Annotated in this window: 38 protein-coding genes and 1 pseudogene; 8 read left to right on the top strand and 31 right to left on the bottom strand. The window is 59.7% G+C overall.

The features are described 5' to 3' along the window. The 13 genes from DSM117340_RS06225 to DSM117340_RS06165 form a co-directional block, all read right to left on the bottom strand. Complete coding sequence (locus tag DSM117340_RS06225; RefSeq protein WP_354689957.1) at positions 1 to 984, bottom strand: head decoration protein; 984 nt, start codon at positions 982 to 984, stop codon at positions 1 to 3. Beyond that, positions 984 to 1,190, bottom strand: coding sequence for a hypothetical protein (locus tag DSM117340_RS06220; protein WP_089888665.1), 207 nt, complete (start codon positions 1,188 to 1,190; stop codon positions 984 to 986). Before DSM117340_RS06220 ends, DSM117340_RS06225 begins: the two co-directional genes overlap by 1 nt. After that, complete coding sequence (locus tag DSM117340_RS06215) at positions 1,187 to 1,540, bottom strand: hypothetical protein (RefSeq protein ID WP_089888663.1); 354 nt, start codon at positions 1,538 to 1,540, stop codon at positions 1,187 to 1,189. The genes DSM117340_RS06220 and DSM117340_RS06215 overlap by 4 nt, the downstream gene beginning before the upstream one ends. Further along, positions 1,537 to 1,665 carry a hypothetical protein gene (locus DSM117340_RS06210; RefSeq protein WP_272867323.1) on the bottom strand — a complete coding sequence of 43 codons (129 nt, stop codon included), beginning with the start codon at positions 1,663 to 1,665 and terminating at the stop codon, positions 1,537 to 1,539. The genes DSM117340_RS06215 and DSM117340_RS06210 overlap by 4 nt, the downstream gene beginning before the upstream one ends. A gap of 10 nt (positions 1,666 to 1,675) precedes the next feature. Beyond that, positions 1,676 to 1,933 carry a hypothetical protein gene (locus DSM117340_RS06205; RefSeq protein ID WP_143037412.1) on the bottom strand — a complete coding sequence of 86 codons (258 nt, stop codon included), beginning with the start codon at positions 1,931 to 1,933 and terminating at the stop codon, positions 1,676 to 1,678. Further along, positions 1,930 to 2,862 (bottom strand): TIGR02594 family protein, encoded by a 933-nt coding sequence (locus tag DSM117340_RS06200; RefSeq protein ID WP_354689956.1) that lies wholly within the window; start codon positions 2,860 to 2,862, stop codon positions 1,930 to 1,932. The genes DSM117340_RS06205 and DSM117340_RS06200 overlap by 4 nt, the downstream gene beginning before the upstream one ends. Positions 2,863 to 2,936: 74 nt before the next feature. Beyond that, positions 2,937 to 3,248, bottom strand: coding sequence for a phage holin family protein (locus DSM117340_RS06195; RefSeq protein ID WP_354689955.1), 312 nt, complete (start codon positions 3,246 to 3,248; stop codon positions 2,937 to 2,939). After that, positions 3,245 to 3,904: a tail fiber domain-containing protein gene (locus DSM117340_RS06190; RefSeq protein ID WP_354689954.1), complete on the bottom strand. Its 660-nt coding sequence runs from the start codon at positions 3,902 to 3,904 to the stop codon at positions 3,245 to 3,247. Before DSM117340_RS06190 ends, DSM117340_RS06195 begins: the two co-directional genes overlap by 4 nt. Continuing rightward, positions 3,904 to 6,450: a phage tail protein gene (locus tag DSM117340_RS06185; protein WP_354689953.1), complete on the bottom strand. Its 2,547-nt coding sequence runs from the start codon at positions 6,448 to 6,450 to the stop codon at positions 3,904 to 3,906. The genes DSM117340_RS06190 and DSM117340_RS06185 overlap by 1 nt, the downstream gene beginning before the upstream one ends. 15 nt (positions 6,451 to 6,465) lie before the next feature. After that, positions 6,466 to 6,879: a hypothetical protein gene (locus DSM117340_RS06180; protein ID WP_354689952.1), complete on the bottom strand. Its 414-nt coding sequence runs from the start codon at positions 6,877 to 6,879 to the stop codon at positions 6,466 to 6,468. After that, positions 6,876 to 7,436 (bottom strand): hypothetical protein, encoded by a 561-nt coding sequence (locus DSM117340_RS06175; RefSeq protein ID WP_354689951.1) that lies wholly within the window; start codon positions 7,434 to 7,436, stop codon positions 6,876 to 6,878. The genes DSM117340_RS06180 and DSM117340_RS06175 overlap by 4 nt, the downstream gene beginning before the upstream one ends. Positions 7,437 to 7,452: 16 nt before the next feature. Further along, complete coding sequence (locus DSM117340_RS06170) at positions 7,453 to 8,040, bottom strand: hypothetical protein (protein WP_354689950.1); 588 nt, start codon at positions 8,038 to 8,040, stop codon at positions 7,453 to 7,455. 1 nt (position 8,041) lies between these two features. Next, on the bottom strand, positions 8,042 to 10,501 hold the full coding sequence (locus DSM117340_RS06165; protein WP_354689949.1) for a phage tail tape measure C-terminal domain-containing protein: 2,460 nt from the start codon (positions 10,499 to 10,501) through the stop codon (positions 8,042 to 8,044). A 72-nt stretch (positions 10,502 to 10,573) separates the two neighbouring features. On the opposite strand from DSM117340_RS06165, the gene DSM117340_RS06160 reads away from it, so the two are divergent. Beyond that, complete coding sequence (locus tag DSM117340_RS06160) at positions 10,574 to 10,786, top strand: AbrB/MazE/SpoVT family DNA-binding domain-containing protein (protein WP_089888642.1); 213 nt, start codon at positions 10,574 to 10,576, stop codon at positions 10,784 to 10,786. Continuing rightward, positions 10,786 to 11,163 carry a type II toxin-antitoxin system VapC family toxin gene (locus DSM117340_RS06155; RefSeq protein ID WP_089888640.1) on the top strand — a complete coding sequence of 126 codons (378 nt, stop codon included), beginning with the start codon at positions 10,786 to 10,788 and terminating at the stop codon, positions 11,161 to 11,163. The genes DSM117340_RS06160 and DSM117340_RS06155 overlap by 1 nt, the downstream gene beginning before the upstream one ends. A 28-nt stretch (positions 11,164 to 11,191) precedes the next feature. Here DSM117340_RS06155 and DSM117340_RS06150 read toward each other — a convergent pair whose 3' ends face one another. From DSM117340_RS06150 to DSM117340_RS06140, 3 genes are all read right to left on the bottom strand, one after another. Further along, positions 11,192 to 11,359, bottom strand: a complete 168-nt coding sequence (locus tag DSM117340_RS06150; protein ID WP_354689948.1) for a hypothetical protein — start codon at positions 11,357 to 11,359, stop codon at positions 11,192 to 11,194. A 167-nt stretch (positions 11,360 to 11,526) separates the two neighbouring features. Then, on the bottom strand, positions 11,527 to 11,889 hold the full coding sequence (locus DSM117340_RS06145) for a hypothetical protein (RefSeq protein WP_089888638.1): 363 nt from the start codon (positions 11,887 to 11,889) through the stop codon (positions 11,527 to 11,529). Further along, positions 11,889 to 12,830: a phage tail tube protein gene (locus DSM117340_RS06140; RefSeq protein WP_354689947.1), complete on the bottom strand. Its 942-nt coding sequence runs from the start codon at positions 12,828 to 12,830 to the stop codon at positions 11,889 to 11,891. The genes DSM117340_RS06145 and DSM117340_RS06140 overlap by 1 nt, the downstream gene beginning before the upstream one ends. 20 nt (positions 12,831 to 12,850) lie before the next feature. Between DSM117340_RS06140 and DSM117340_RS06135 the strand changes: the two genes are divergently transcribed. After that, positions 12,851 to 13,375 carry a polymer-forming cytoskeletal protein gene (locus DSM117340_RS06135; protein ID WP_354689946.1) on the top strand — a complete coding sequence of 175 codons (525 nt, stop codon included), beginning with the start codon at positions 12,851 to 12,853 and terminating at the stop codon, positions 13,373 to 13,375. A 297-nt stretch (positions 13,376 to 13,672) separates the two neighbouring features. Here the strand turns inward: DSM117340_RS06135 and DSM117340_RS06130 are convergent, their stop codons facing one another. After that, positions 13,673 to 14,098 carry an acyl-CoA transferase gene (locus tag DSM117340_RS06130; RefSeq protein WP_354689945.1) on the bottom strand — a complete coding sequence of 142 codons (426 nt, stop codon included), beginning with the start codon at positions 14,096 to 14,098 and terminating at the stop codon, positions 13,673 to 13,675. Between the two features lie 77 nt (positions 14,099 to 14,175). Between DSM117340_RS06130 and acpP the strand changes: the two genes are divergently transcribed. Then, on the top strand, positions 14,176 to 14,421 hold the full coding sequence (gene acpP / locus DSM117340_RS06125; RefSeq protein WP_354689944.1) for an acyl carrier protein: 246 nt from the start codon (positions 14,176 to 14,178) through the stop codon (positions 14,419 to 14,421). Here the strand turns inward: acpP and DSM117340_RS06120 are convergent. From DSM117340_RS06120 to DSM117340_RS06090, 7 genes and pseudogenes are all read right to left on the bottom strand, one after another. Further along, positions 14,411 to 15,043 carry a DUF6441 family protein gene (locus DSM117340_RS06120; RefSeq protein WP_354689943.1) on the bottom strand — a complete coding sequence of 211 codons (633 nt, stop codon included), beginning with the start codon at positions 15,041 to 15,043 and terminating at the stop codon, positions 14,411 to 14,413. The two genes, acpP and DSM117340_RS06120, sit on opposite strands and share 11 nt — an antisense overlap. Continuing rightward, a complete protein-coding gene (locus DSM117340_RS06115; RefSeq protein ID WP_089888627.1) occupies positions 15,040 to 15,351 on the bottom strand; it encodes a hypothetical protein in 312 nt (103 codons plus the stop codon). Before DSM117340_RS06115 ends, DSM117340_RS06120 begins: the two co-directional genes overlap by 4 nt. Then, positions 15,351 to 16,355: pseudogene (locus DSM117340_RS06110) on the bottom strand (major capsid protein). The gene DSM117340_RS06115 and the pseudogene DSM117340_RS06110 overlap by 1 nt, the downstream one beginning before the upstream one ends. Before the next feature lie 48 nt (positions 16,356 to 16,403). Further along, positions 16,404 to 16,775: a head decoration protein gene (locus DSM117340_RS06105; RefSeq protein ID WP_089888624.1), complete on the bottom strand. Its 372-nt coding sequence runs from the start codon at positions 16,773 to 16,775 to the stop codon at positions 16,404 to 16,406. A 6-nt stretch (positions 16,776 to 16,781) separates the two neighbouring features. Further along, a complete protein-coding gene (locus DSM117340_RS06100; protein ID WP_354689942.1) occupies positions 16,782 to 17,891 on the bottom strand; it encodes a head maturation protease, ClpP-related in 1,110 nt (369 codons plus the stop codon). 4 nt (positions 17,892 to 17,895) lie between these two features. Then, positions 17,896 to 19,380: a phage portal protein gene (locus DSM117340_RS06095; RefSeq protein ID WP_354689941.1), complete on the bottom strand. Its 1,485-nt coding sequence runs from the start codon at positions 19,378 to 19,380 to the stop codon at positions 17,896 to 17,898. A gap of 18 nt (positions 19,381 to 19,398) precedes the next feature. Continuing rightward, the gene (locus DSM117340_RS06090) at positions 19,399 to 19,614 is read right to left on the bottom strand and encodes a hypothetical protein (protein ID WP_354689940.1); all 216 of its coding nucleotides are present in this window, start codon (positions 19,612 to 19,614) and stop codon (positions 19,399 to 19,401) included. Positions 19,615 to 19,668: 54 nt separating this feature from the next. On the opposite strand from DSM117340_RS06090, the gene DSM117340_RS06085 reads away from it, so the two are divergent. Then, positions 19,669 to 19,827, top strand: coding sequence for an addiction module toxin RelE (locus DSM117340_RS06085; protein ID WP_354689939.1), 159 nt, complete (start codon positions 19,669 to 19,671; stop codon positions 19,825 to 19,827). Next, on the top strand, positions 19,824 to 20,114 hold the full coding sequence (locus tag DSM117340_RS06080) for a helix-turn-helix domain-containing protein (RefSeq protein WP_354689938.1): 291 nt from the start codon (positions 19,824 to 19,826) through the stop codon (positions 20,112 to 20,114). The genes DSM117340_RS06085 and DSM117340_RS06080 overlap by 4 nt, the downstream gene beginning before the upstream one ends. Here DSM117340_RS06080 and DSM117340_RS06075 read toward each other — a convergent pair whose 3' ends face one another. Together DSM117340_RS06075 and DSM117340_RS06070 are read right to left on the bottom strand one after the other, a co-directional pair. Then, on the bottom strand, positions 20,115 to 22,013 hold the full coding sequence (locus DSM117340_RS06075; protein WP_354689937.1) for a phage terminase large subunit family protein: 1,899 nt from the start codon (positions 22,011 to 22,013) through the stop codon (positions 20,115 to 20,117). Next, a complete protein-coding gene (locus DSM117340_RS06070) occupies positions 21,928 to 22,524 on the bottom strand; it encodes a terminase small subunit, Nu1 (RefSeq protein WP_354689936.1) in 597 nt (198 codons plus the stop codon). The genes DSM117340_RS06075 and DSM117340_RS06070 overlap by 86 nt, the downstream gene beginning before the upstream one ends. Positions 22,525 to 22,638: 114 nt before the next feature. Here DSM117340_RS06070 and DSM117340_RS06065 point away from each other — a divergent pair, with 114 nt between their 5' ends. Beyond that, a complete protein-coding gene (locus tag DSM117340_RS06065; RefSeq protein ID WP_354689935.1) occupies positions 22,639 to 22,908 on the top strand; it encodes a hypothetical protein in 270 nt (89 codons plus the stop codon). Positions 22,909 to 22,932: 24 nt separating this feature from the next. After that, positions 22,933 to 23,247 carry a DUF3489 domain-containing protein gene (locus DSM117340_RS06060; protein WP_354689934.1) on the top strand — a complete coding sequence of 105 codons (315 nt, stop codon included), beginning with the start codon at positions 22,933 to 22,935 and terminating at the stop codon, positions 23,245 to 23,247. Between the two features lie 172 nt (positions 23,248 to 23,419). Here DSM117340_RS06060 and DSM117340_RS06055 read toward each other — a convergent pair whose 3' ends face one another. The 5 genes from DSM117340_RS06055 to DSM117340_RS06035 all read right to left on the bottom strand — a co-directional run bounded on the left by DSM117340_RS06055 (position 23,420) and on the right by DSM117340_RS06035 (position 26,844). Next, a complete protein-coding gene (locus DSM117340_RS06055) occupies positions 23,420 to 23,773 on the bottom strand; it encodes a hypothetical protein (RefSeq protein WP_354689933.1) in 354 nt (117 codons plus the stop codon). After that, positions 23,751 to 23,993, bottom strand: coding sequence for a hypothetical protein (locus DSM117340_RS06050; RefSeq protein WP_354689932.1), 243 nt, complete (start codon positions 23,991 to 23,993; stop codon positions 23,751 to 23,753). The genes DSM117340_RS06055 and DSM117340_RS06050 overlap by 23 nt, the downstream gene beginning before the upstream one ends. 14 nt (positions 23,994 to 24,007) lie before the next feature. Next, the gene (locus DSM117340_RS06045; protein WP_354689931.1) at positions 24,008 to 25,240 is read right to left on the bottom strand and encodes a DNA modification methylase; all 1,233 of its coding nucleotides are present in this window, start codon (positions 25,238 to 25,240) and stop codon (positions 24,008 to 24,010) included. A gap of 491 nt (positions 25,241 to 25,731) precedes the next feature. Next, entirely contained in the window at positions 25,732 to 26,157 is a 426-nt protein-coding gene (locus tag DSM117340_RS06040; RefSeq protein ID WP_354689930.1) for a DUF6362 family protein, read from the bottom strand. Between the two features lie 198 nt (positions 26,158 to 26,355). Continuing rightward, on the bottom strand, positions 26,356 to 26,844 hold the full coding sequence (locus tag DSM117340_RS06035) for a hypothetical protein (RefSeq protein WP_089888604.1): 489 nt from the start codon (positions 26,842 to 26,844) through the stop codon (positions 26,356 to 26,358). Positions 26,845 to 26,914: the final 70 nt, after the last annotated feature.

The raw sequence follows: 26,914 nt of genomic DNA, 5'->3' as shown, positions 1-26,914 counted from the left end.
TCAGAAGGTCCCACCATCAAGTGTGATCCCGGTGATCGACCCACCGGTGATCGCGACATTGTTGGCTGCTTGCGTGGCAAGGGACCCCAGCCCGAGGTTCGAGCGCGCTGTCGCCTTGTTCGGAACATCCGACAGGTTCGAGGCAGCGAAAAGCTTGCCCGCTAGCGCGTTCGTAACCGTGGTCGCAAAGTTCGGATCATCGCCCAGGGCTGCCGCCAATTCGTTCAGCGTGTCCATGGCGCCGGGAGCGGCATCGATGAGCGCACCAATTGCGGCGGCAACAAAGGCTGTGGTCGCGATCTGCGTCGTGTTTGTGCCGGTCGTTGCAGTGGGGGCGGTCGGCGATCCTGTCAGCGCAGGCGATGCAAGAGGCGCCTTTGCATCGAGCGCCGTCTGGAGCCCCGTGACTTGCGCGATCGAATGGCTGTGGCTGGAGGGCGTAAAGCTCGAGGGTTTGCCGGTAATGCCGGCCCAAGGAGCGGCATCCGCAACTTCTGCGGCATCCACCTTGCCGTCATTGTCGGTGTCATAGGTGGATTTTGCCATGTCTCCGGCGCCAAAACCGGCAATGGCCTCATTGACGAAGGCTGTCGTCGCAATCTGCGTGGAGTTCGTGCCCGCGACCGCCGTCGGCGCCGTGGGCGATCCTGTGAAGGTGGGTGACGCCAAGGGCGCTTTCGCCGATAGCAGACTGTCGACCTGCGACTTGCGAACAAGATCGGGCCCGCTGCTGGCATCTTGTCCAGATTTTGGCACGAGAGAGAAGGTTTTGGCCCCACCAACTGTCTGCGTGCCCACCAGTGCCAGAAAGCCGCCACTCCCTGCTAAGGGGACGATGGAGGTTGCATTGCCGCTGCCGTCGTCGCCCTTTCCGACATAGACCGTGTTGTCGACCTCGTTGTGAGCAAGCTCGCCTGATTTCAGTGCTGCGGGCGCACCCGCCACGCCGGAGACGCGGCGTTTGAGCTGGATCGTATTGGCCATCAGAAAAATCCTCCATTGATGGGGGCGTCGGTGGGCAGGATCGTGATGCCCGGATCACCTTGATCGCCCTTGTCGCCTTGTGGGCCTGTCGCCCCCTGCGGTCCTGGCTGGCCGCCAAGCCGAATACGGAATGGCCCGTTTACAACGCGCACCTTGATCGGCGCGGTGATAGTGATCGGGCCTGTTTGCCGGATCGCTTCACTCATGGGCTCAGCCCTCGCGTCACCGGCAGCATCACGGGGATTTCAATGAGAAAGCCCAAGTGTAGGTCTGGCTCGAGATCCGTGCGAACCAAGTCCAGCACCACGCGACCGGGCGTGAGACCTGCGGTTTGGGCAGGTGTAAGAGACAGTTCCAACACCGTATCGGTGATGTGCTCTATCCCGCCATCAGCGCTTGAGAGTTCTGCCAGTAGCGTCGGGTCACTGGGTTTGAGGCGCAGATGGCCGGCATAGCTTGCGCCGTCGACAAAAACCGGTGCCTCTGCCTCAATCTGCAGCCGCCAAGCATAACCAACGAGGATCGCCGGACCTTCGCTCAAAGTGGCCACGGTCATGGCTGCCACCCGCAGAGCCGCGCGCCGACTTCGTTATGGGCAACGATCTGGGCCAGAGTGTCATCGCTCAGCACATCACCACGAGAAGGACGAATAGGCTCGGCCCAATCGCAATCGTCGCGCAAACTCCGCGGATCAATCGCGCATCCAGCGGTTAGCCCGGCGCTCAAGATCGGTACGATCAGTGTTTTGAAGGTCATGACGGATGTCCTTGGACGTTTGCAGCGCGCGGACACGGGCATCGGCGCGGCGAATGGCGAGGTCGGCCTCTGCGGCGTGCTTGCCCTGCCGGAGCAGGATCCAGACTGCGACACCAACGGCCGCAACAATTGCGCCCCAATAAGCGAAGCGTCGACCAAGGCCGGAGAGCAGCGCGGTTAGAACGAGGCTCATGGCGTTTTCCCCGAGCGGTGGTCGCCGATCCGGGCCGCCTTGGCGCGTAGGGCATAGATCACCACGCCAATGAACACCGCCGCACCAATCCAGGGCAAGGCATCGGAAAGCGCGCTTTCCAGCCCAATCAAGGTGAACACGCGCCCGGCCATGTCTCGGGCCTGTTCGGCCTCCGCGAGTGCCGGCGCGATCTGGCTGCCGATCGATCCCGCCGCGCCAATGACACCGAGACCGATCTGCGCATTGGATGCCGTTACAATTCGGCTTTCCGTCGGAGCACCAGATGACCTCTCAGGTGTGATTTCGCGAGGGGCGGCATTCTCCAGCGCCTCGGTCAGCGTCACGTCGATGATGGGCAAAAGTGGCAGGCTTTTGTCGTTTCGGAAGGCCAAAATGGCAGCGCGGGTGCGCGGCCCCACTTTTCCGTCGACTTGGCCGACTTCGTGATAGCCCAGATCCTTCAACCGCTGCTGAACCGCCTTCACCGACAGCGTCACAGCAGGTGCGACATTCCCGGCGCGCCGCACACCGAGGAGTTTCGAGACCGGAAAGCGTTTCACAGTGACTGCGTCGTCTTGGTTGCCGCCCAGGCCCCAGACCCAAGCGCCCTCGATCCGATCGATAAAGAACACATGGCCCTGCCAGCTGGAGGAGCCGCGGGGGATCACACCGATGTCGCCTTGTTGGGCGTCTGTCACGTCAATGGGCACGCCCCAGTCGAGATAGGAGCGCGCCGTCAGCTTGCGGGTGGATTTGATCCCGGCCATCTCGAGGCAATGTCCGACGAAGGCCGCGCACCAGGCGACGCTATCATGTTCCACCCAGTCGTGGCCGACCGAGGCATACATCTCCATGATGACGGGATTGTCAGCGGGGCCCGGTCCCTCGGTCGTGCCGATGTAGCTGCGGGCGATGTCGAATGGCGTCATGGTTGTCTCCCATGCAAAGGAAAACGCCTCCCCAGATGGGATGGCGTGCAGGATTTCTTTTGGTGGTGGACGGGTTATTTCTTTCGGCAGAGCCAGGCCCCCAGCAGCGCTTCCGCCCCGCGCGGACCCAGATAAGCAAGCGTGGCCACAAACCCGGTCGAGACCGGCTGCGACAGGCCGATGTAACGCGCCGCCGCCTCCCCGATCAGGGCCATGCCGACGGCGACGGGGATTTCCCACAGGAGTTCTTTGCCAAAAAAGCGGCGGTTGCCGAGTTTTACTTCACCCGAATGCCACATCAGCCGGCCGGTAAAGGCGCCGATCAGTGTGGTGACGGCGCCTCCAAAGACCGAGTTGATCATTTCAATAAACCCACCTTCAGTCATAGGCGCGCCTCCTCTAATGCCGCCACGCGAGCGGTGAGTTCTTTGACAGCCTCAATCAACAGACCGGTGATATTGCCATAAGCGACTGAGAGCTGACCGGTTTGCGCATCCGCCCGCACCACCTCGGGCAGCACCCCCTCAACCTCCTGAGCAATCACCCCGATTTGGCGCGTGCCATCCATGGTGAAGCGCACACCGCGCAAGGCGCTGACCAAGGCAAGAGCGTCCGCAATGGTCTCGACTTCCGCCTTCAACTGGGCATCAGACGAGGAGACGAAGTTCGGGGCGGTGACGACGCCGGTGAAGGTTGCCCCGGACAGCGCAGCTTTTGCCGCGATCGCCACGTCATAGTCGGCGGCGGATTTCGTGGCCATTGTCCCGAGGCCAAGGTTCGTACGCGCCACTGCCGTATTTCCCAGCCCCTCCAGATTGCCTGCCGCATCGAGCAGCGCATCCCAGCCTGTGTTGGTGGCGTTTCGTCGGCGCAGCACCGGCGGCGATACCGAGGTATCGACCCAGAGCATACCGGCAACCGTGGCTGTTGGTGCCGAGGACCCGGCACTCGTCGATTGCAGTGCGGCGATCACCTCATTGATGCGCGCTCGAACGGCCGCGCCTGCGTCGTTCGCTATCACGAAGTTGGATGTCTGCGCCATCAAACGACCTCATCGGCATAAAGCCGCAGTTGCGAGACGATGGGCGTATAGGACGCGTCCTTCGTCGTCAGATACGCCCGCGCTTGCACCGCGCGAGCTTCGATTTCGTGGTTGTCGAGCCGGCCCCAGGGACCCCAATTCGGCGATGCAGCCGGATCGTCATCGGTCTCGCGGATCTCGAAGAGCACATCGATTTCTGCACCTGCTGAGCCATCGAAGTCGGCCCATGTGTCCATCAAGGCAGTGCGAGCGTCGATCCGGTCATTAAGCGCCAGGGCGGCAACGCCGATTTCCGAGCGGAGCCGCACGCGTTTCACGGCCCCAAGATCGAGACCGGCGGCGAAAGCGTATTCGCCGTCCATTGCCGTCACTTGTGTCACGCCATTTGCCGTCGCCGTGGCGAGCGTCAGGTTTGATCCTGTCACCTGCAGCCCGGCTTTTACGCCAAGAAACCCAGGATCAGCTTGCAAGAAGTCCAAGGTCGAGAAGGCTAGCACCTGCGCGCCCTTGGTCGAAACACGGGTTTCCGGGCCCGCACGGCCGCCGCTGTCTTCAGCCCGCACCAGATAGGTCCCGGGTTTCAGAGGCACGACGGCGATGGCCTCACCGCCCGATACCCGGTCCATCGAATAGCTGTCGGCCCAGGTTGCCGTTGCTTCCTTTGAGTGCCGGATCACGATATTGCCGCCGACCCGCACATCCGGATCCACCGAGCGTGACCATTTCAGGATCGCCAGCCCGCCCGCCGTTTGCAATGTCACGTTCTCAAGCTGCGCCGGTGGGGCGGTCAGCCCCAGAATTTCAACCGCTGTCTCCTGCCAAGGCGAGGAAACGCCCAAGACCGAGATTGCTTTGACACGGAAGGCCCAAGCCCCCGGCGCGATGTCGCGGATGTCCAAACTCACGCCGTCGGTGCGGCCATAATCGATCCAGTCGGCCGCGCCAGCAAGTTTGCCTTGCAGCTGATAGGCCGCGACAAATCCAGACGGTGCCGCCTCCCAGCTGATCTTAGCCAGTACCTTCAGCCCGCCCCCGTCCCGTGTGACATAGAGGTCTTCCGTCACCTGCGGCGCGCCGGGTGCCGGGATGTCATAGGCATTGGGAAGCGCCGTGCGTGGGGCGGCTGCATAAATCTGCTGCTCGGAGGCGGACCAATCGTAAACGAGCGGCGAGGTCTCGCGCAAAACGAGCTCTGGCAGCAATAACGCTCCATCGCCCGATGCCCTCAAATCAAGACTGACCCCACGCACTTCAAAAGGCTTCGCCGCAAAGCCCCAGCGGGCATAAGAGAGCGTCACCACATCCCCGACGGTGGCTGCCCAGGCCGAGAGGTTGCCCGAGAGCCGTACCGTCATCTGCCGACGCGCGCGCTCGAGCTCAATCTTCGCCAGCCGCTGCGCCATGGCGGCCGAGATCGTGAACGGCAGCGAGATATCCCGCCATTTCCGCTCACCACCGTCTTCGGCCACATAGACAGTGCTCGCATAGGCCGGGAAGTCGTCCGGCTGCCAATCGTTCTCGGGGCTGACGAACTGCCCCCGCACGCCGTTGAAGTTCGATGACATGGTCACGCGCGTGGCCAAGGTCAGCCCACCTTCACGGATATGATCCGCAGTCAGCGCCACGTCCGGGGCCCGCCAGGCGCCTGCGTGGATGCGCCAAGACCCAGCGGAGAAAGCGCAGCGGCCGGCGAAGGACGAGAGCATCCCCTCGATAATGGTCTTCGGGACCTCGGAAAGCGTAATCACCCCATTGCAGGCATAGCGCGGCTCCGACCCACCGCCGGCAAGCGGGACGGTTTCGTCGCAAATGTTGGCAGCCTCGACCAAGGACATCTCGTCGATCCCGTCTGGCCGGCCGATGCGCGCGCCGATGCCCCAAGTCGGATTGGCCATGTAATCAGCAAGGCAAAGGGCTGGGTTTTCCGAATACCCTGCGGTTTGCGTCCGCGGGTCCCAGATGTCGTCTTTGCCCTCGAGATCGACCGTGATGTTCGGGATCCCGCTCGGGAAGGCATCCTGGTCATAAGTGAGCCGCAGCCGGATCGCGGCACAGCCCCGAAGCCGATGGTTCTCGGTCCACTTGTCCGGCAGCGCGGATTTCAGGCCCGCAAAGGCCGTCTGGTTGGCGGCACCCAGTTTCTTCTCAACGATGACCTTGCCGGCCCAGTGGCCCTGCGCGGTCCCTGCGGCATTTACCGCCATTTCGCCTTCGAAATAGATGGCCCCGATCGATTTGACCCGGTGCGTGGCCAGCACAATCACCAGATCGAGGTATGTGTTGCTGGGTCCTGAGGAGTGCAGGAAGACGATGACCCCGCCCTTGCGGGTGCGACCATAGACAAGATCGCGCGGCACCACGGGCTCGCGGATCGTCACCGTCCGCGGCTGCATCGTGGTCTGGGGCTTAGGCATCAGTGCCTGCGCCGCATAGGACAGCAGTAGCGTCCCGCCGATCCGCAAGAGCGCAGCGCCAATACCGCCTGCAGCCAATACGCCGCTGATCGCCCCCGCGATCGCGGTGACGGCTGTCACGATGAAGGGCATGGATTGGGTCCGTATTCAGATGAGCCAGGCAAGCCGGCAAGAGGTGAGCGGTACGGTCACGAGGCCCGCGGGCGCCATTCCGACGGCGCTGGCCCCATTGCAAATGCCGAAGCCAAGACCGGTGTCGGCCAGAACGATGTCGCCGCGTTGGGCCAACAAAACGCCCGGGCGGGGTTCGCCGAGGAACGCATGACCCATGTCCTCGAGCGAGGCCCAGCCCAGGCGGCGCATAACCCGCGCGCCGCCGAGCGCTGTGGTGTAGCGCCCGCGCCAGAGGCCCGCGACATCCTCTCCGCCGGTCAGGATCATGCGCGTCTCGAAGGCAAAGGTCGGGCAGTCATGAACGCCCCAGACAAAGGGCTTTGCCCGAGCGGTATCGATCGCCGATGCAAGCAGGCGTTCCCAATGGTCAACGCGACGGAGCATCATCCACGCCCCCAGGTGATTTCTCTGTCCTGGATCGCGGTCACATATTCGAAGCCAAGGTCGCCCGGAAACAAGACCTGCTGGCTTTCGTGCGTATAGCGCCAGGTCCGCGCCACGGTCAGGTCGATCAATCTGCTCTCATAGCTGATCGTGATTGTGCAGGTGTCCGCGTCATCCTTGATTTCAGGGACATCGAGCCGACCCGAGAAGGCCTGAACCGGATTGGCAATGATGCCGCCATTCTCGGAGAGAAGCCCCAGCCAGATCCGGCCTGGCAGGCCCTGACGCGCTTCCTCAATGGCCATCTGCACCAAGTCCAGCGGTACGCCGGACAGCGACACCGCTGTGCCGCCAGCCACGACCTCCCCGGTTTCATCGAGCGAGCCGAGGCCTAAGAGCGATCCAGCCCCAGCCCAAGTTTGCCCGTTCCAGCTGACCTCTCCCAGCCCTGACCAGATCCGGACCCAGCCCGTGGCGAACTGACCCTCGAAGAAGATGACCGGCCTGAGGCTTTGATCGGCCAGTGCAGTGGCGAAGGCGTGGGTCAAATCACGGCTCATTAGAGGGCCTCGCTGGTTAAAGGGCTTCGCGGGCTGATATCGTAAATCGGTGCTGATCCGCTCGACCGATGACCGAGGGGACCGGGGCCGTCAGACGCAACAGGACCGACGGGGTCTCAAGGCCAAGGAGCGTGCCGACCGGCACGGAAGCCCGAAGCGGCGGCACGAAGGCGAGCGTCGCCTCACTGCCCAAAGGGATCACATCCGCCGTCAGCTGGTAGAGCCGGGTGGTGGCATCCGAGCCCAGTTGGAAGAAATCCCCCGCGCGAAGGCCAAGTCCCCAACCAGCCGTGCGCAAAGTGGATGCTCCCGCAACCTGCGCCTCTGTGACATAAGGATTGCCCAGCCCCAAAGGCACCTCGATCGATGGATCAGGGAACAGAAACCGGCCGCGCAATCCACCAAGGGCCGTAAAGAAGGCCGAGAGCCGCCGCGCCTTGGCCCCTTGGGTCACTGCCATCTCGATCTGGTATTCCCACCACGACGCGCCCCAATCTTGGATCTGGGACGTGCCGGTAAAGGGCGAGCGTGCCTCGGCAACAGATGTCACCAGCCGCCGCTCAAGCGAGGACACAAGCGTTATGGGCAAGACAGGAATGCCCATCTCAGATCACCTGACCCCGGCGTCGGCCATCGGCGACGCTTTCCTTCGCAATGCGGGCGATCTCGGGGATGGCCGTACGAAGGCGTGCGTCGATTTGCTCTGCCACGCCCATCTGCGCCCCACGCGCGTCGATATTTACGGTCACGCCCGAGCCAGCATTGCCTTGTCTGTAGCTAGCCGCCTCGCGCCGGTTTAGCACCCTTTCCCCGCGCTGCAGGATCGTCGGGACCTCGTCGGGGCGAAGACCCGCCCAGGAGCCAACCGGCTCCACGCTCCCACCGGAATGCATCCGGGGAGCGCCAGCGAAAGCCATCGCGGGCACCGAGCGGCTATGTCCGGACAGTCCCACAATACCACCCGCATGCGAGACGGCCGCTGCGACGGACCCGCCGCCAAAGATGCCTGAGAGCGCCGAAGCGATGGGCCCCAGCACCGCGCGCTTGAACGACAGTACAGCCAAGTCCGCCAGGATCGAGCGCACAAGGCCCTTGAAGTCGAACTTACCGGTCTCGACGAAGCTCCGGAAGGCGCTTTCCGCACCGCTGAAAGCGCCGGTCAGGGTTTCGCCGAGGCCTTTGCCCCAGTTCAAAGACTCTGTGGCATAAGCCTGAAGGGATTCTGAGACCGCACGCCACCCGGTTACGACCCGTTCGCCAGCGCTCCCGGCCGCACCACCAGCTCGGTCCATGGCATCCGATAGCCGATCTGCTGAAACTGTAGCCTCATCCAGCGCAGCCGCGCCTTCTTCGCCGGTGCCCGCAACGGCGTCGCGCAGCGCAGCCCAAGAGGTGAGCGGTGCTGTCGCGCCATTTGCCAGTTCGGTGGCTGCCTGACGGTAGGTGTTCGCAGTGGCCAGCGCCTCGGCGGCGATCGCGTCAAGCCCAAGGTCGGGAACAGTGAGCGGATCATCCTCGAAGGCTCGGCGAAACGCCTCTGCCACAGCCGTTCCCGCATCTGCGGAAGCACCCGCGAAGGGGTTCGGGATATCCCCAAGGCTGATCTCACCAATCTCGCCAAAAGTGGTCTCGATGCCCACAGCCGCCAGCGCATCGCGGATCTTTCCCGTAAAGGCATCGATCCGGGTAATGGCGCCATTCAGCATCGCCTCTATCCCGTCGAGCATGCGGTTGGCGGCCGAGAAGATTAGATCACCGATCACCGCTGGCAGGCGCGACCAGATCTCGCGGACAGCCATTAGGGCACCCTCGAAGGTGTTGGCAGTGGTGTTGCCAAAGCCCACGACGCTAACGATGGCCCCGGCCATGCCAGACGCGGCATCGGCTTTCAGGTCATAGAACATGGCGGTGGCCGCAGCCCCGGCGCTTGATGCCCCCATCTTGATCCGGTCCCAGACCTCGACAGCAACGTCTTTCAAGAGGCCCATAGCCTCGCCAAAGCCGCCTGCGCCAGAGACAAGGCGCGTGAACCAATAGACTAACTCGCCTGCACCAACGATCAGAGCACCTATCCCGGTGCGGATCAAGGCGCCCTTCAGGACCACCAGCGTGGAGGCGAGGCCTCGGACAGAGAGCGCCGCGGCAGCCATCGCGGTCGCCCAGCGACCAGCGAGGAAGGTGGCGAAGGTCCCGGCGTAGATCGCCACCCGGTCAAGGTTGCTCAGCACCGCGTCGAACCCCCGACTGATTGGGCTTATGCTGGACGCCAGCGCGACAAACGCATTGGCTGCAGCCTCCAGCGATGGGGCGAGAGCCACAGCAATCCGGTTGCGCACCCCAGCGAAGACTTGTCCGATGCTGACCAGCGCGAGTTCGGATCGACGCATCGCGGCGATGGCGTCGGTATCCAAAACAGCGCCGAGCGCTTGAGCTTGCGCACCCAGCCGGGTCATCTCCGCCCCGCCGTTTTGCATAAGCGGGATAAGTCGTGTCGTATCTGACGCCATGGCCTCGAGATAGAAAGTCATTTCCTGCTGGCTGACGCCTGCGCGCTCGAGGCTATCGACATAGAGTTGCAGCGCCTCCGGCCCGGAAAGCCGGGCAAACTGATCGGCCGTCACGCCAACGCGTGGTGCGATGTTCTCAAAAAAGTCTGCCATCGGACCGCCGCCCGTCTGCAGAAAGTCCCCCACACGGTCATTCACGTCCTTGAGGATATCGGCGAGCTTCTCTTGCTCGATCCCCACCGTGGCGGAGGCCGCCGACCAGCGCTGGAACAGCTCCGGTGCCGCATTTGCAACTTGTGACAGCTGATCAATCTCATTGGCGGCGATGATCGTCGAGCGGGTCATTGCAACAACAGCACCGGCCAAGGCGACCGCAACAGCTGTCGCGGCAATCTTGGCGCGGCGCGCAAAAGCCGCCATGCGCGCATTGGCTTGATCCAGCTCCCGGCTCAGACGCCCCATGCCCCGCGAGCCGGCCGCACCAACGCCTTCTAGCTCGGCACGCACTTGTCGGCCGCCAGTCGCAGAGAGGCGGACGGATACCTGTTTGGTGGTCATAGAGTATGTCATCCTTGCAAATCTACGCTTTACGTCTTACGTTTAGATTATCGATGCGTTAAAGGTACAAACATGACCGAAACAGCAACTCTTTCTTCAAAATTCCAAATATCGATTCCTAAGGCGATCCGTACTGCGCAACACTGGGAAGCGGGCCTAATCTTTGCGTTCATCCCAAAGGGGCAAGGCGTTCTGTTGGTTCCCGTTCCAGAGCGCGACGCCCTTAAGGGCATCGCAGCGGGGGCAAGAGCCTCAGATTATCGTGATCGCTCGGATCGGTACTGATGATCCTTGTTGATACCTCTGCCTGGATTGAATGGCTGATTGGTTCACCCATAGCAGACCGGATATCGGAGCATCTGCCAGGTCAGGATACCTGGTTGGTCCCGAGTATGGTGCAACTTGAGTTGGCTAAATGGCTAACGCGTGAAGTGGGAGAAGACAAAGCAGATCAGGCCATTGCCTTTACTCAGGTCTGTCAGGTTGTCCCTCTCGATACAGAGATTGCTTTGGCAGCGGCAGAGGCCTGCCGCACACATCGGCTGGCCACAGCTGACGCAGTTATTTTTGCAACAGCACAAGCACATGGTGCCGAGCTATTGACCTGTGATGCACATTTTGAAGGGTTGCCTTCCGTGCTCTATATTCCAAAAATTCAGTGAGCTTATGCCCTATCTAATCTCATGACCATTAATCAAGGCTGTTGGCCTCTAAGCACATCTCGTCACTGATGTTACGCACCATCACCGCCTCAATTGGCGGTAACAGCTCCGCTGTGATCAGAGGCGAAACTCCAAGAGCCGCCCCGAGATGGAGCGCCGCACCCATATCCCAGCCAAGGACAGCGCCACCGCTCATGCCACCGGCAACGCGTATCTGGCCACCAAGCCGTTGGACGAGATCCCAGATCTGCCAGCCCTCGAGTGTTAGCGGTTTGTGAAGGCTGCGTGGGCAGTCCGGACATGCAGAAGAACATGCCGCGCAATACTCACCGCCCCCGCCGAACTCCCAGTCGGCGAGAGCGGTCAGGCGTTTTTTTCCGCATCCAGAATGAGCGCGCCCGCGATGTATTTGGTCTGGAAGGCCTCAAAGATCGGCCAGAGTTCCAGAAGCGCACCGATGCCCTCTGACGTCAGAGGCAGCGGTTTGCCGTCCTCGTCTCCGACGCCCTCCCAATCCTTTACGACGATGCGGGCCACAGCTTTGGCCACGATACGGGCGAGATCATCATTGGAGGCGCTGGTTTCCGCATCGCTTGCAGCGGCGATGATCGTCGGATCGCTCCGCGCGGCCAACATGATAGCTGTGGTAAGCGGCTCCACCAGCAGGCGGACGCCGTGACCGAGATCGAGCCACCGCGGTTCAGTAGACAGGTTCAATCGTAGCATCAGTACTCCTCGCGGTCATTGGTTAGGGTGACAGTGCACATCCGGCCCACAACCGGATCACTCGCCGCCTGCCAGTCGAAGGTGGCCTGTACACCCTGCGGGCCTGAGATCTCGATCCGCGGGAGTGGCAGATAAACAGCATGTGCGGTGACGGTCAGGCTCTCGCCCGTCGGCAACATATAGGAAAACTCGAGCTCGCAAGCGTCTCCGTTGATCGCCTGCGTTACAAGCGTCTGATCGGCAAAGCGGACAACCACGTTGCCGGTGAGTGCGGCAATAGACGGGTCCGCGCCATCGATCTTGCCATCGGCCCGGATCGTCTCGATGCGATCTAGATTGTTGGCATAGGTCAGTTCGGCAGAGACAACATTCCCGATGTTGGTCCCATTGCGCGTGATAGCTCCGTTGAAATGCCCGAAGCGTTTCAGCGCGATCGTGGTTGGTGTGCCTACGGCGGTACTGGTGGCGACTTCCTCGCCCTGCGCCACGATGCTGGCTGTTGCGGTCAGCAGACCAGAGCGCGCCATCTGCCAATTGAGGCTGTCCACCATACAGCCGGAATACATCGCATAGCGCGGCACCTCTGGCATGCCGGTCTCGACCGAGAAGGATGGAAGCGCCCAATTTCCGGACCGGAACTCGTGCGTGTATGGCGCCTCCGCGCCGGTGGTCGTGGGTGCCCCAAATACAGCCTTCAGCCAGAAGCCAAAGGCCTCAACAGCAATCGGGATCACCACATTGCCATCCGCTGTCACCGCATCTTTGATTGGCGCCTGCGGATCGCGGCCATAGCCCAAGAGCTCTGAAGTTTGCAGGGGTTGCTCGGCCCCGAGCGATGTACTGGCGAAGGGCATCTTGGTGTAGCCGCTCGCAGGCGGCGTGCCATAAGTCGTCTCAAACGCAAACGCCATCTGCGCCCGCGCCCCTTGGGCTCGTGCCATAAACTGTCCTTTCTGCGGATGTGACCTTCAACGCAATTGTCTTGACGTTTTGTGATTTATTGATTGACTTAAGCTTGGGGGAAAAACCGATGTCTATTTTTGCAAAACAAAATGAAGCCAACAAACCTAAAACACTGGAAGTGATTGACGATGACCCATCAGGTAAATCGTCAAGACCACCACTACCGGGTGAGACGCCCGCTCCTGCGCGAGATAAGCGTCAAAAATCTGTTGTGCAATCAGACCTTGTGATCACAGGAAACCTAACCACAACGGGTATTCTTGAGTTTTGCGGTCAAATCACAGGTGATCTAAGTGCCGATACCCTCTTTATTACCGAAGACGGGCGCATAAACGGCAAAGTCAGCACAAAGCACATCACAGTCAGCGGCACACTCACCGGCAACTTGGTGGCTGAGGATGCAACGTTTAAAAGCAAAAGTGCGACCAAAGCAGATATCCAATGTGAACGCGTTTCTGTTGAAGCTGGCGCCATGATTGATGGCCATATGACGTGCAGGCCGAAACGCTCCACTCAAGATTAAAGAAATCATCGCATTATATAAAAAATCTGCTAGCCTTCACTTGCTAATGTCTGGGGGCAAGGAGCAGAGATCTAAACCATTGGGACTTGATTTTAAAAAACCAAAGGGCAGAAAGAGTAGCCTTAAACCGTCAATGTTCATGATCCTCGTTATCGTGGCTCTCACCCTACTGGTTTTTGTCTTAAATCTCCTGAGCAGCTATATCCCAGTTTAAAGTACATCATCAAGTTGACGTCAGTTCATCATGATAGCGGCTACTCTTGAAAGCATCTGATGAAGGGTGGTCAAAAAACAGTCTCACTCGAAACTATTGGCAACAGAATAGTGCAGTACAACGACGACGATGGCGGCTTTTAAACTGGCCCCACCCTCTACTGGAAGATCGACCGGCTCAGGCGCTTCAGGCTCGATCCAGTCACAAAGCCCTCCAAGAGTTCGGTCCACCGCAATCACGGCCCCGATTTGTCCGACTATAGCGTCAAGGAGAGCGTTTCGATCAGTCGTTGATTGCACGATCACCTCGAGTTCGGCCTGATGTTGAAAGTGATAGGTCAACGGAGACAAGGTCACGCTTGGCTCTCCTGGATTTCCATCGCGCAGGATTATGAGCCCCGCCGGCGGAATGCGTTCCGGCAGAACTTCTCCGCGTAAAACAGCCACATGCGGGATCGTGCTAAGCAGATCCGTCAAAGCGCTTAGGATGGTTTCGCGGGTGGTGGGCATTGAGTTCTTCCCAAGGGATGGCTATGTCAATGAGCATACTGGCGGAGGTGATCGCTCCCGTTATAGGAGGACTGAGCATGAATACATCTGGAGTAACCGTTCGCGAAATTGTGGCGCAAAAATTTGATCTCAACGTGAATGAACTCTCCCATGAGACGTCTTTCATTCAAGATCTCGGCGCGAACAGCCTTGATAAAATTGAGCTGGTCATGCGTTTAGAAGAGGCGTTTGAGCTTGAAATTAAAGATGCAGAGTCTGAGGAAATCATAACCGTTGGTGACGCGGAGGCATTTGTTCAAAGAGCCTTGAGCGCTAAACGCTAAACCTTTCGAGCCAGTTTGCCACGATCAGCCCAGGTACCGCTGCCTGCACCCGTTCAGCATCTCGCTCCAGATTGAGCCGCTTCGCTAGTTTCACCTGCGGCACCAAAAGAAAGATCGGAACTGTACTTCGTCCACGACCCGATTTTGAGCGAGACGCCACGCCCAGTCCGCGATTGTTGAGCCGGCCATCTGCCACCAGCAAGCTTGGACCGCTCCGCCGATAGACAAACCGCAACCGTAGACCCCGCCGCCGCTCCCATTCGCCTGGGGTCAGCGCCTTGCCGCGCGCGCCCTTACCGGCTGCCGGCGTTGGGATAGCAAGCCAGAACCCGTCCTTTGAGCGGATCAATGGTCCGGTGTCGTGGGCCCCGATGATTTGGGGTGCATTCGACCAGACCAGAGCTGCGGCCTTCAAACTTTCCCCGGTTTTCGGATAGGTTTGGCTCCGGATCGAATTCGACAATCGCCGACCGAGGCCAGCTTGAGTGATCTGCCCGCGCCATGCGGTTTTAAGGTCCGTGCCCGCTGCACGCATCGCAGTGCTGACAGCCTTTTCCCCGGCTTTCACCTCGTCTGCCATCACGGCAATGAGGTCGGGTTTGATATCAAGGCCAAGTTTCATGCTGGGGTAAGCTCAATGGTCCAGACCAACCGCTCCCGGTCGCGTTGCGGCTCGCCCTGGATCAGGAAGGTTTCCTCGCCGATCAGGATCTGTTCCTGCGGCAGAGGGGCTGGAATATCCGCCACCCGGACATCGATCCGGGTGGTGTCTGAGAGAAGCCGAGCCGCGCCAAAGTCAGTGAGTTCATCCGGCCGCCGCAGGATGCCACGAGCACAGGTGAATTGCCCCTCAACATCACGGTGCCAAATTTCAACCGAGAGATTGGCATCCCTAAACAAAACACCAAGCGCATCAGCGAAGGCTGTCATCAGGTGCGCTTGGCCGAGCGCAGCACCTGTGGCCGGGTGCAAATCGGTAAGGGATTGCTCTCGATCTCCAGACGCACCCACTCATCCCGCTCCCGATCCGGAATCATACGGGCATAAAGCGGCAAGCCGATCGTATTGACTGTCTCAAAGGTGTCAGCCGGTGCGAAGTAGATCTCAAACAGGCCCTCGATCCCCTGTGGATAGAAAAACGCTTTGTCAGTTGGCACCCCAATGGTTGAAGTGCCACCATAACGGCGGAATGTGATACCGCCAAAGGTAAACTCATCCACCGCCCTGCCCCGCAACTCATTCGCAGCAGCCGTGTTGAGATAGGTCTACCGGATCTCCTTATGCGCCACAAGATCCGCAAAGAACGCCGAGCCACATTCCGCACGCAGTTGCACAGGCCCGACCGCAAGCCCACCCAAGCTATCCTCAACACTTTCAATTAAAGCTTGGCAGCGCTTGCGCAGCGCCCCAGAAGCTGGCGACTGATTATCGAGATCAAAATCGATCTCCGCCACAGGCGTGATCCCAAATTCATTCGCGAAATTGATTACCACCGAGCCATCACGAGGATCTTTAACCAAGCCCTGAATACCGTTGAGAAGATGATACTCAAACGTTGCCTCTGCATCAGTGCGCAGGCGTCGCATGCGGCGTGCGATCTCGGCTTGAGCCTGCTGTGTTACGCTCTCAGAGCCAAACTCACGAATACCTTGGATCTCGGATGCCCAAAGCACATCTTGCTTTTTGAACTGACGACACACGAAGGCCCGCACCTGCCGGCTTTCCGGCATCTGCTGATCATAGCCTCCGCCCCGTTCCGAAAACGGGATGAGCGACAAAGTGCCGTCACGACTTTCAATCACGACCGTACGGGTGCGTACGCCGCGTTCTGCGAACAAATCGGAGCCAGAAAGAGTGGCAGGCTTGAAGGGAATGTTTTCGAGGGCGCGGGTGAGTTCTATGACGGAGAAGGCATCGCCTTCAAAGATATCCATGGTGGCCATATGCCAGCCTCCTTAATGTAATGGGTTTGGGGCTACGCTTCAGCGCAGAATGATGCCAATTGAGGCGAGCGCAGTTGTGGCGGCAGTGATCTGGGCTTCGGTTGCACCATCAGGCCAGACGAGGTCGTGGCGATTAGCGATGGCAGGGCCTCGGAGAAGGACAACCCCAGGGGCATCAGCTGCGCTCGCATCCACAGAGTCCCACAGGATGCCAGAAGCGTTCTGACTGCCGTTGGACGCGCCAGGTGCAAAGCTTGTGTATTTTCCGCCGGTGGTAATTCTTCCAAGCACCGTGCCAGGCTCAAGCTTACCTGCGCCAGAGGCGATGGTCACGGTTTCGCGGGTGTAATCACGCAGCACTTCCCAGACGAGAAAGCCGCCTGTGTGTTTTCCTTCTGTGAGCATGGTCATGAACGATTATCCTTTTTGGCGAAATGTACGGGCGATGACCTCGCCCCAGGGATTTGTAGAGGCCGCTGGCCCGGGTTGGGCATGGGCGGCGGTGATGTCAGGCGTGGCGTCGGCCTTGACTGCCAGAAGTCGATGGCGGACCTCGTCGAGCCCCACGTCTTCCTCTAGGAAACGACCTGCCATCTGCGGCTGGCCCGCAAGGCGGCAAAGATCGATCACAGCGCGGGCATGAGACATCGCCTCAGCGCGGATCGCCCCAGCGTCGAGTGGTGCGTCGGGTGGTGCGTTGGCGGCTGCAGCGCAGCTCTCTCCCGCACGCGATTGGGCGTTTCCGGCTTGAAGACCCTCATCCTGCACACTTGTACACGTAGGATCGGCGGTTGTTGCCACCGGATCAACGTTCCCGGCGGGAACCTTGGTCGCGGGATCAGATGCGATTGGCGCAGCGTCATTGCCTGCCACACCGTTATCGTCTCCAACGATTTCCCTGGCTGTGGTTGCGGGGTCAGGCGCGATGGCCTCAACTGCCTCAACCAGTTCAGGCGGGACGTTACGGAACCGCCCGATATCAAAGCTGGCGGCAATGCGCACCGGCTCTGCCATGCGCGTGGCCAGCCCCGCCTCCAACGCATCTTTTGCGTCAAACCATGTCTCCGCCGACAGCAGTGCCGCGATTTCAGCCTCCGGCTTGCCGGATTTGGCCGCGTATCCCCGCGTCATGCTGGCTGCGATCTTGTCCAACGTACCGGCCATGTCGCGCATATCAGCGGCCGTGCCCATGACAACGCCAGACGGGTCATGGATCATCAGAAAAGCGTTTTCCGGCATGACGATCTCGTCGCCCGCCATGGCGATATAGCTCGCAGCCGAGGCTGCAATCCCATCGATCCAGACAGTGATTTCACCCGCATGCCGCTTCAGGGCGTTATAGATTGCAACCGCATCAAAGACTGAGCCTCCAGGGCTATTGAGGCGCAAATCAATAGGCGCATCATCTGGCAGCGTGCCCAGCTCGGCCAGAAACCCTTTGGCAGAAACGCCGTAGGCGCCGATTTCGTCATAGATCAGCACTTCCGCGCCCGTTGCCCGGGCACGGATCGTGTACCAACTGTTCATAGTGTCACTCCTGTTTGGATTGAGCGGCGGAATCGTCGCCTTTGTCATCTGGTTCCGGCGTCTGGCTCGGTGTTGCCCGCGCACCTTGCGTCTCGCCTGGGCTGGTGCGGTACACGAGCCCAAACTGCTTTGTCCGCGCAGCATCGGCAGCGTTTTCACGGTCGACTTCTTCGACATCATAGCCGGTGGCCTCGACCACCTTGCGTCTTGAGGTGATGCCCGCCTCCATCGCCAGCACCTGCGCCTGAATATCTTTCAAGGGATCGACCCAATCCCACCGGGGCGGGATCCACTGTACCGTGCGCGCAGCCGCGGGGTCAGGCAGATTAAGCCGACCCACCAGCTGTGCAGTATCCAGCCAGCGTCGCCAAATCGGTCGGCAGAGCTGATGCGCAATCACCCCGTGCTGCAACTGTTGCACACGCCGGCGGAACTCAACCAGTTCTGCCCTCAGGCTGGAATAGTTCGCCTGCCGGACATCACCGGTCACAAGGTGATAGGGCAACCCCAGTGAGGCAGACACCGCAAGCAACGTGCGATATTGAAACGCCTCATAGCCACCGCCGACATCAGCAGGGCTTGAGAACTTCACATCCTCGCCCGGCAGCAGAACCTGCATGGTGCCAGGCTCAAGGCTGGCCATGGCTGCGCCATCAAGATCCGCCTCGCCCTCGCCCATCATCGGATCTTCCGGCGCTGTCTTGGTGATGAAGCCGGCAAACATTGCTGCTGTCTTTTTGCGATCGAGTTCGGCGTCATCATACTGATCAAGCAGGAACAACCGCACCATGGCCGGAGCCACATGCGGCAGGCCACGGATCTGGCCCGCATCAATGGGCCGGTAGATATGCAGCACGTCTTCGGCCGGGACGCGCACCGTTTCCGGTATGGCGACGCGCTGGTCGGTACTGTCACCGGGATGACGCCTGCGGAAATGATAAGCCACCCGCCGACCGATTAGGTCAAACTCGATCCCGCAGCGGATGCGGTTCCCGTTCGGGGCCGTCTCGGTCTTCTCAAAGGGCAGCATTTCCGATTGTAGTAGCTGCAACTGCAGCGGAACTAGCAAGCCATCTTCGGCCCGGCGCGGGCGCATCCGCACGAAGCATTCACCCGCAACAAACATTTCGCGCGCAACCATCGCCTGCAGACCATAAAAATCCGTCAGCCCGTCGGCATCCGCCTCATCGGTCCAAGCAAGCCAAAGCCGCTGGACCTCATCACGTAATGCTGCATCCTCAATCAGTGAGGACGGCTTAATTCCATCCCCCACCATGTTGGATGCAAAGGCCTCGCAGGCATTCGCCGCATAGCCGTTCGTCACCACCAGTTCACGCGAGCGGGCCAGCAACTTTGGCCCACCCGATGCCACCAACGCATTGATGTTTTCAAGCGGCGGGTTCCAACCGCGAAGTCGTCGTTTTGACATCGCCCCTTCAAGACGCGCACGCATCGCTTTGGGGCCGCCCAGCTTGGGGCGACGAAACATGCCAAATAGCCCCATGGGTTACAGACCTTTAGATGTGGAAATGCGCACCTGCCGTACGACCCGTCGCCCTTCGAGTGTGGCGATTTCGCGATCCAACGCTTCAATGGCGCGGTCGATTTCAGCCACAGAGCGGTAGTCGACCGTTTTCCCGTCATAGCTTACGCGCGCTACGCCGGAGGCGCGTTGTGCTGTCAAAGCATTGCGGCGACAGTGCAAGGTCGCGAGATCAGACATCAGACATCCTCTGTGCGCCATTGACACATACGCCAATGACGCATAATTAACCCTATGAGCATCGTAACTGTCGACAACGGCGATGATGACATGCCGATCTTTCTGATCACCGTCTTCGCCAAGAACGAAAAAGCCAATTTGAGCAAGGCAGAGACGGAAACAGTCAAATCCTATGGCAAACTGCTGGCCGACAGCTACAGGAGCGCAAGATGAGCGACGCATTCAAAAGTATCGAACAAGGCCTCAAAGAAGCCATCGCACACGCCCGCGGCGAGAACTTGGGCAAGATCCACGAGATCGAAATCCCCGAAGCCGACGTTCAGGCCATTCGCGCCCGGACAGGCCTGTCGCAGGCCGAGTTTGCCAAAAGTATCGGGGTCAAAAAAGCAACTCTGCTGAACTGGGAGCAACACCGTCGTAGCCCTGAAGGCCCGGCGCGCGTTTTGCTGGCTTTGATCGATAAGGATCCGAGCATCGTCCAGCGGACACTGGCATTTTGATCACCCCATATAACTCGACCGCATCGTCCGCCTTCTTGCAGATGGCCGCAGCGTTGGTTTTGCGTTTGCCTCTACCGCTGGCCCGCTAGTTTCGACCGCGAGCTGTCGCTCCAACTCGGCCCACCGCGCTTCCGACCAGCGGTCCGCACCGGCAATCCAAGCAGCTGCGCGCGCATATACCCGGCAATCCAGCGCCTCATTGCGCTCACGCAGCTTTTGCCATTCGAGCTTTGCAAATCCGCGCTTGTTCTTAACGGTGACCAGCTGCTCAGCCGTCAGCTGCTTGAGCCATTCACTGTCGGCCCAAGTTGGCAGATGCACTGTTCCCGCTGGAAACGTGGATCCCGCGGTGATTTCCTCTGGCGTCGGCCGATCCTGGCGCAGGAAACGATAGGTTTCCGCTTTGAACGTAGATGTCGCCACTGACCAGAGCCGCGCACCGCGCCGCAGCCGCTTGCCGCCAATCGTGGCATCCACAAAGGTTGGTCCCGTCACCGGGCTTGCGCGGTTGAACCCCTCAAGTCCCTTGACCGGCGCCACCTGAGCAAAGCCGACCTGACGCGCCCAGGCGTAAACAGCACTGGTCTCATAGCCCGTATCGATCGCCAGTTTTGCAATGCTCAGGTGCTGGCCGCTGGCGTGTTGCCAAGTCTGCCCCAAAAGCTCGGAGAGTTTCTGCCAGCATGCCGAAGCTCCGGGACCACCCTCAATAACAACATGATCGATTAACCAACTCTGCAGCCCCCTACCCCAGGCCCAGACATCAACCTCAATCCGGTCCTTTTGAACATCCGCGCCTGCTGTCAGAAACAACCCATCGGCCGGCACAGTGCCGGGTGCCCACTCTTCCTTCTGCCCCTGCAAGCGTTGCCAGTCGGGTGCCTCACCACTTTCCATCCAGGTCTCACCCAGCGATGTGTTGATGAAGGTCTTCATCATATCATCCCCGCCAGCCCGCGCCGACAGGAAGGTTTTGACCATCGCAGCCAATCGAACCCAAGGCGAATAAAGCTCGTTCAGATGGAACCCGGCTGTGCCCGCAAAGGGCTGCTCAGCAACCCAGTGCCCCTTTGACACTGCCGCCCAGCGGACCTCGTCGCGCCAAGCTGCATCGCAGTCAACGCAGTGATACCGTGCAGTGTCCGGCTTGTGGCCACCATCCTCGCCCTTGTCCCATTTGACCTGTGGCCAGATCAGGATTTGATCATACCCACAGTCGGGACATGGCACCCAGAAACGGCGCTGATCACTTTCCTCAAACGCCGTCTCGATCCGGCTCGCGCCCTTGTTCGTCGGCGTTGAGACCAGCACGATCTTGCGGTTCCAGAACGTCACGGTGCGCTTTCTTGCAAGGTTGACCGGATCGCCCTCGGCCCCCGCGCTGAACGGGTAGCGATCGACCTCATCACAAAGCAGCAACCGGATCGGACGACTTGCCAGACCAGAAGGTGCGTTGGCACCCACAATGGTTAGGTGGCCACCCGGAAACCGTTTGTGCAGGATCTTGTTGTTCCCATCCCGTGATTTGGGGTTGGCAATCTTGTCCTGTAAACAAGGCGTATCTCGCGCCATTGGCGAAAAGCGGTCCTTCGACCAGGTTTCAGCGTCCCGCTCTGTCGGCATCACCACCATGATCGGTGCCGGGTCATGGTCTATGTGAAACCCAACCATATTGAGTATAGATTCCGACTTACCAATTTGACTGCCCGACATGATCACAACAGTTTCCGCTGTGGGATCCGAGATCGCGTCCATAATCCCGCGCTGGTATTCGGCGCGGCTTGTCCGCCATTGGCCAGGCTCGGCGCTGGCTTCAGAACTCAGCCGCCGGTTCTGGTCCGCCCAATCGCTGATCGTTAGGTCCGGCGGTGGTTTCAGAACCGCTAGTGCCCTTGCCACCGTCCGTTTCAGGATCGCTGAGCCCATCAATGTCAGGGTCGGTTTTAAATTCAATGTCTGGCTCTGCGAGATCATCAAGCACCTCGCGAATGGCGGCACGAATAAGGTTACGGGTATCTCCGACTGTGGATTGCTCTAATACCTGTGGAGCCAGCCGGTCAGGCAGCGCCAACAGACGGGTTCTCAAAAGCGCCAGTACGGCGATCCAAGCCGCTTCAACCTGGTCGGCTGCAATCAGAGATCGGCGCTTTTCTTTCGCTTCCATTTCCGCAAGGTCGGCGCGGGCCCGGATAAAGCGCGCCCGTTCGGCGGCATAGTCGGGCGCACCCGCCTGCGCCTTCAGCGCCTGATCTCGCAGGTAGCGCACATATCCACGCACCGACCCGATCAGATCATACTGACCGCGCTCCGCCTTCGGGATCACCCCCTCCCGGCTCAGCTGCTGAACCCTGCGCTCCGACAGATCAAGCAGCTTTGCGATCACACCGATGGATTGGGTGGCTGCTGACATAAAGTGATCCTACAGGTTTGAAATGAGCCATGTTATTGCTGCGATTATAGTGGATAGAGCGACCCAGTAGAGCGAAGCTGATTGCATCAATCAACGCAGCTAGGAGCCGCCAACTTGCCCCACCTCAACCCGCAACAAACGCACCGCCATCAGCTCCGCACCGCAAAGGAGCAACGCAACCACGACGCAGCGCTTGCCGCCTTCCTCGGCAAAAAGGCCGAGATCGACGAAATGCTCGCCCGCTTGGCACACCTCAGCGATAACCATTTCAACAGCCATCCCGACGAGATCAACTGGGGCGACGTCGGCACTCTCGAGCACTATGCCAGCCTGCTTAAAAACATCACGGACAGCGCCTTTAAGGAAGGCGAGCATGCAGTGTAATCAGCCACATAATCCGAAGATATCATGATGACGACCGCTGCAAGCCCCCGACAAACCAAGCTACAGACAATTATCGATTTGCTGCTCAGAGACGAAGGTGCCACAATTCCCGAGATTGCCGCAGCTACCCAATGGCGAGCACACACCGTTCGCGGTGCGCTATCAGGTGCGCTTAAAAAACGGCATGGCCTCAAGATCACATCGCAGCTCGATGCGATCCGTGGCCGCATCTACAGGCTGCCAGACACTGAGATAATGTTCAAAACCACAAGGGCTGCCCACTACTCCTATGCCAATGGCCTGCTCGTCCTCGGCCGTACCGAAACACTTAATGTGTGACTTCTCAGTAACTCAGCTACCTTTAAGCCCAGCCCTTTCTTGTAAAATCCTGCGGCATGCCAATGATTTTTGGCGAGGATTCGCCTGTATGAAACCTCAACTGCTCAAAGTGGTGCACCCCCGCGCCACTTTAAGCTGCCTCAGACTGGGCCAGCCTTGTGCTGGCCCTTTTTTATTTGCCCTCTTTGAGAGCTGCCGTGATCTGTGCACGCGTAATACCAAATTGCCGGGACAACGCAGCAGGCTTCACACCTGCTTGGATAGACGACCGGATCAAGCCGATCTGTGATCGGGTCAACTGTGACAGGATCGGATCTGGCACGCTTTTGCTTTGCGGCTTGGCTTTCTCCTTGGGCGCCGTAAGACCGCGTCTGTCCAACTCGGTCGCCAATGCCTCTGCGAGACGCATAATGTCATGCTCAGGTAGATGCTGCAGCGAAGCCGCAAGATTTTGCGGCAGCACCGTTTTTGGCACCTCGCCTCCATCAGAGGAGCGGTGCGTGTTAAGATCCTGTTGACGACTCATACATAGAAGTATCGCGCCCTGACAATCTTTTGCCAAGACGCTCAAACAAGCGCCGCAGCAGATATCCCCGAGCCAAAGACACGCCGACAAATGCCAAGCCGATCGTCAAATGATCACTCAAGACGGCGTCGATGCCAAACAATGGGAACACGACGATTTGCGTCACCACGGCGAGAATATATCCAACAAAAACGTTGGTAATCGCTTCAATCAGCGACATGAGGCGAGACTGTTTCATGCGGCCACACGCTCAGCTTTCAGGGCATCGAAGGTCTGCTCGCCTCCGTCAAGTATGGCCTGTTGCCCCGTAAACTGCTGCCACCGCTCTACAGCAACATCAACATAAGCGGGGTTTAACTCGATCCCGTAGCAGACCCGCCCCGTGGTCTCAGCCGCGATCAGTGTGGTACCTGATCCCATAAAGGGCTCATAGACCGCCTGCCCCGGGCTTGAGTTGTTCAGGATCGGACGCCGCATGCATTCCACAGGCTTCTGTGTTCCGTGGACAGTCTTGGCATCCTGATCCTTACTCGGGATTTGCCACAGCGTCGTCTGCTTGCGATCACCCGCCCAATGGCCTTTGCCACTCTTTTTTACAGCATACCATGCCGGCTCATGCTGCCAGTGATAATCGCCCCGGCTCAGAACCAGCCGCTCCTTCGCCCAGATGATCTGGGAGCGGATCATGAAGCCAGCGGCCTCAAGACTTTCGGCGACCGTCGCAGCATGCAGCGCGCCATGCCAGACATAGGCGACATCGCCTGGAAACAGCGCCCAGGCCTCGCGCCAATCAGCCCGATCATCATTCAGCACCTTGCCGGTGCGTTTCGTCTTTGCCGCCCCTGTCTGATTGCGCCAGCCCGGATCGTATTCTACTCCGTACGGTGGATCGCTTATGAGCAATAGCGGCTTCACGCCATTCAGAACCCGCTCGACATCGGTGGCCACCGTGCTGTCACCACAAAGGAGCCGGTGATTGCCAAGGATCCAGAGATCGCCCAGTCGGCTTACCTGTTCATCAGGAAGTTCAGGGATATCATCTTCGCTCTCCCGTGAACCAGCGCCCTCCTCAAGGCTGTTCATCAGCGCGTTCAATTCGTCATCAGTAAAACCCGTCAGGCCCAGATCAAAATCAGTCTCCAACAAATCCGCCAGTTCGAGGTTCAAGAGGTCCTTGTCCCACTCCGCGTTCTCGCTTGAGCGGTTGTCCATGATCCGAAAAGCGCGGGCCTGGGCCTCGGTTAAACCTTTGGCCACATGCACTGGTGCGGTCTTGAAACCGAGCTTGCGCGCCGCTTCCAGCCGCGTGTGCCCGGCCAGAACAACCATTGCCTCATCCACAACGATCGGCTGTCGCCAGCCAAACTCCTGGATCGAGGCTGCCACCGTGGCGATAGCCTGCGTGTTGTTACGCGGGTTGCGCGCATAGGGAATGATCTGCTCAAGCGGCAGCTCGAAAACGTCCATGAGTGTTTCCTTAGAAAAGCGCCGAACCGAAACGGGTTCGGGTCGTGAAACGAACCGTAGGTCCGCGAAGCGAAATGGGGTCAGACCCCCGTTTCGTTTCAGGCGGGGTTTAGCTGGCCGTCAGGCTCAAGTTTCATTGAGGTTTTGCTCAAAGCGAAACGAAATGGGTGTTTTTGAGGCTGTCACTAGGAAAGCGCGGCGCCTCGCCCCCCCATATACAGTTACAAACAGAAGGGACCCGTTCAATTTCAATAGGTTACGTGTCTCACAAAATCGACCAGAGACAGTTTTTTTTGGAAAACCGGTCACCATTTGCACCTCCATAAACCCATCCAAACAGACCCGGTTCTCTCAGCCACACGACCCTCATCTTACAAATCTTTTAGCCTCTCGATCGACATCTGTCACGGCTTACAATGTCTCACCGAAAAGTGTCTCGCGCGCATGAGAGGGGTTGACAGGGCGGCGGAACTTTCTGCCGCCCTAATCACTCAAGCGGTACGCTGAATAACATAATCCATCGACCGCTTGCGCGGCACAGTTCGGCCGTTCAAGCGCCAAACAACCACGGCAAGCCCATACTCGTGCCGCCGACTGGCCGTGGCCCGGCTGACACCATGCGCCCAGCAGATCCCCTTCCAGGCCTTGCGGTTGGCGCGGGCCCAGAGGATCTCACCGATGTCCTTATCCACCCACCGCAGCCAGAGCATGGCCTCATCGGCCTGCGTAATCATCCGTGGTGAGGGCAGTGGCTTTTTCATCCGCTGCTCCTGCCCAACTTGATCGGCGAAGGTCGAGACATATTCCGGCCAGGCGCTGACATAGCCTTGCGGGCGCACAGGCGGCATGGACCGCATTACGTCCGCCGCGAGGTCCAAGCGGTCGGCCACCATTGCCCGCGTCCATTCATCGGCCATGACGTACCTCCCTGCCCTGCGGGCGTTTGCCATAGAGTTTCGTTCCCAGTTGTTCCACTAATTCGCGCTCGGGCCAGGTCAGCCGGTGGTCCTCCACGCTCACAGCCAGCACGCCTTGGTCGTACCAGCCGTCGCGCTTGACCCGGTCAGGGTCACGGCGATGACCACCGTAGCCGCGAGGTGTAAACCGCATGCCACTCATGCCACACCCCCCTTCGTCTCTAGCGCCCAGAGCAGGATCGCGATGGCGTCCGCCTCGTTGTCATCTGCAGGGTTGAAGCCGCGCTGGCGGGCAGCGTCGATCATAGCCTGCTTGGGCGCGTTGCCCTTGCCAGATGCGTGTTTTTTGATGGTTCCCACCGGGACACCTTGGTACGGCACCCCGCGCAACTCACCCCAGCTGGTCAGTGAGGCCATGAGGCCGCCGTAAACATGGGCAGCATCGGTGCCTGCATGCCGCCTTACTTCTTCGTACCAGATCGTCGAAATCGGACCCGACAGCCGGTCGAGTTCCGTCAGCCAATTGGTGAAGCGCAGGTAGCGCATACCACCGCCGTCATATCGGCTGGGTTTGAAGCTGACGGTGCCGCTGGTGATCAGGCCGTCATAGCCGCGAATGGCCCAGCCGGTGGTGGTACCCAGATCGAGGGCAAGAATGGTGCGTGGGTGTTCGTTTGTTTGGGTCATGCAGACCTCCTCTTCGGTTTGGTGAGCGAGGCGAGAGGACTGGCCGGTGAAGGCTGCGGTCTCGCTAGGC

Source organism: Lentibacter algarum (assembly GCF_040580765.1).
Lineage (GTDB): Bacteria > Pseudomonadota > Alphaproteobacteria > Rhodobacterales > Rhodobacteraceae > Lentibacter > Lentibacter algarum.
The sequence above is the reverse complement of the archived record's forward strand: the minus strand, read 5'-3'. Positions and strand labels throughout refer to the sequence as shown.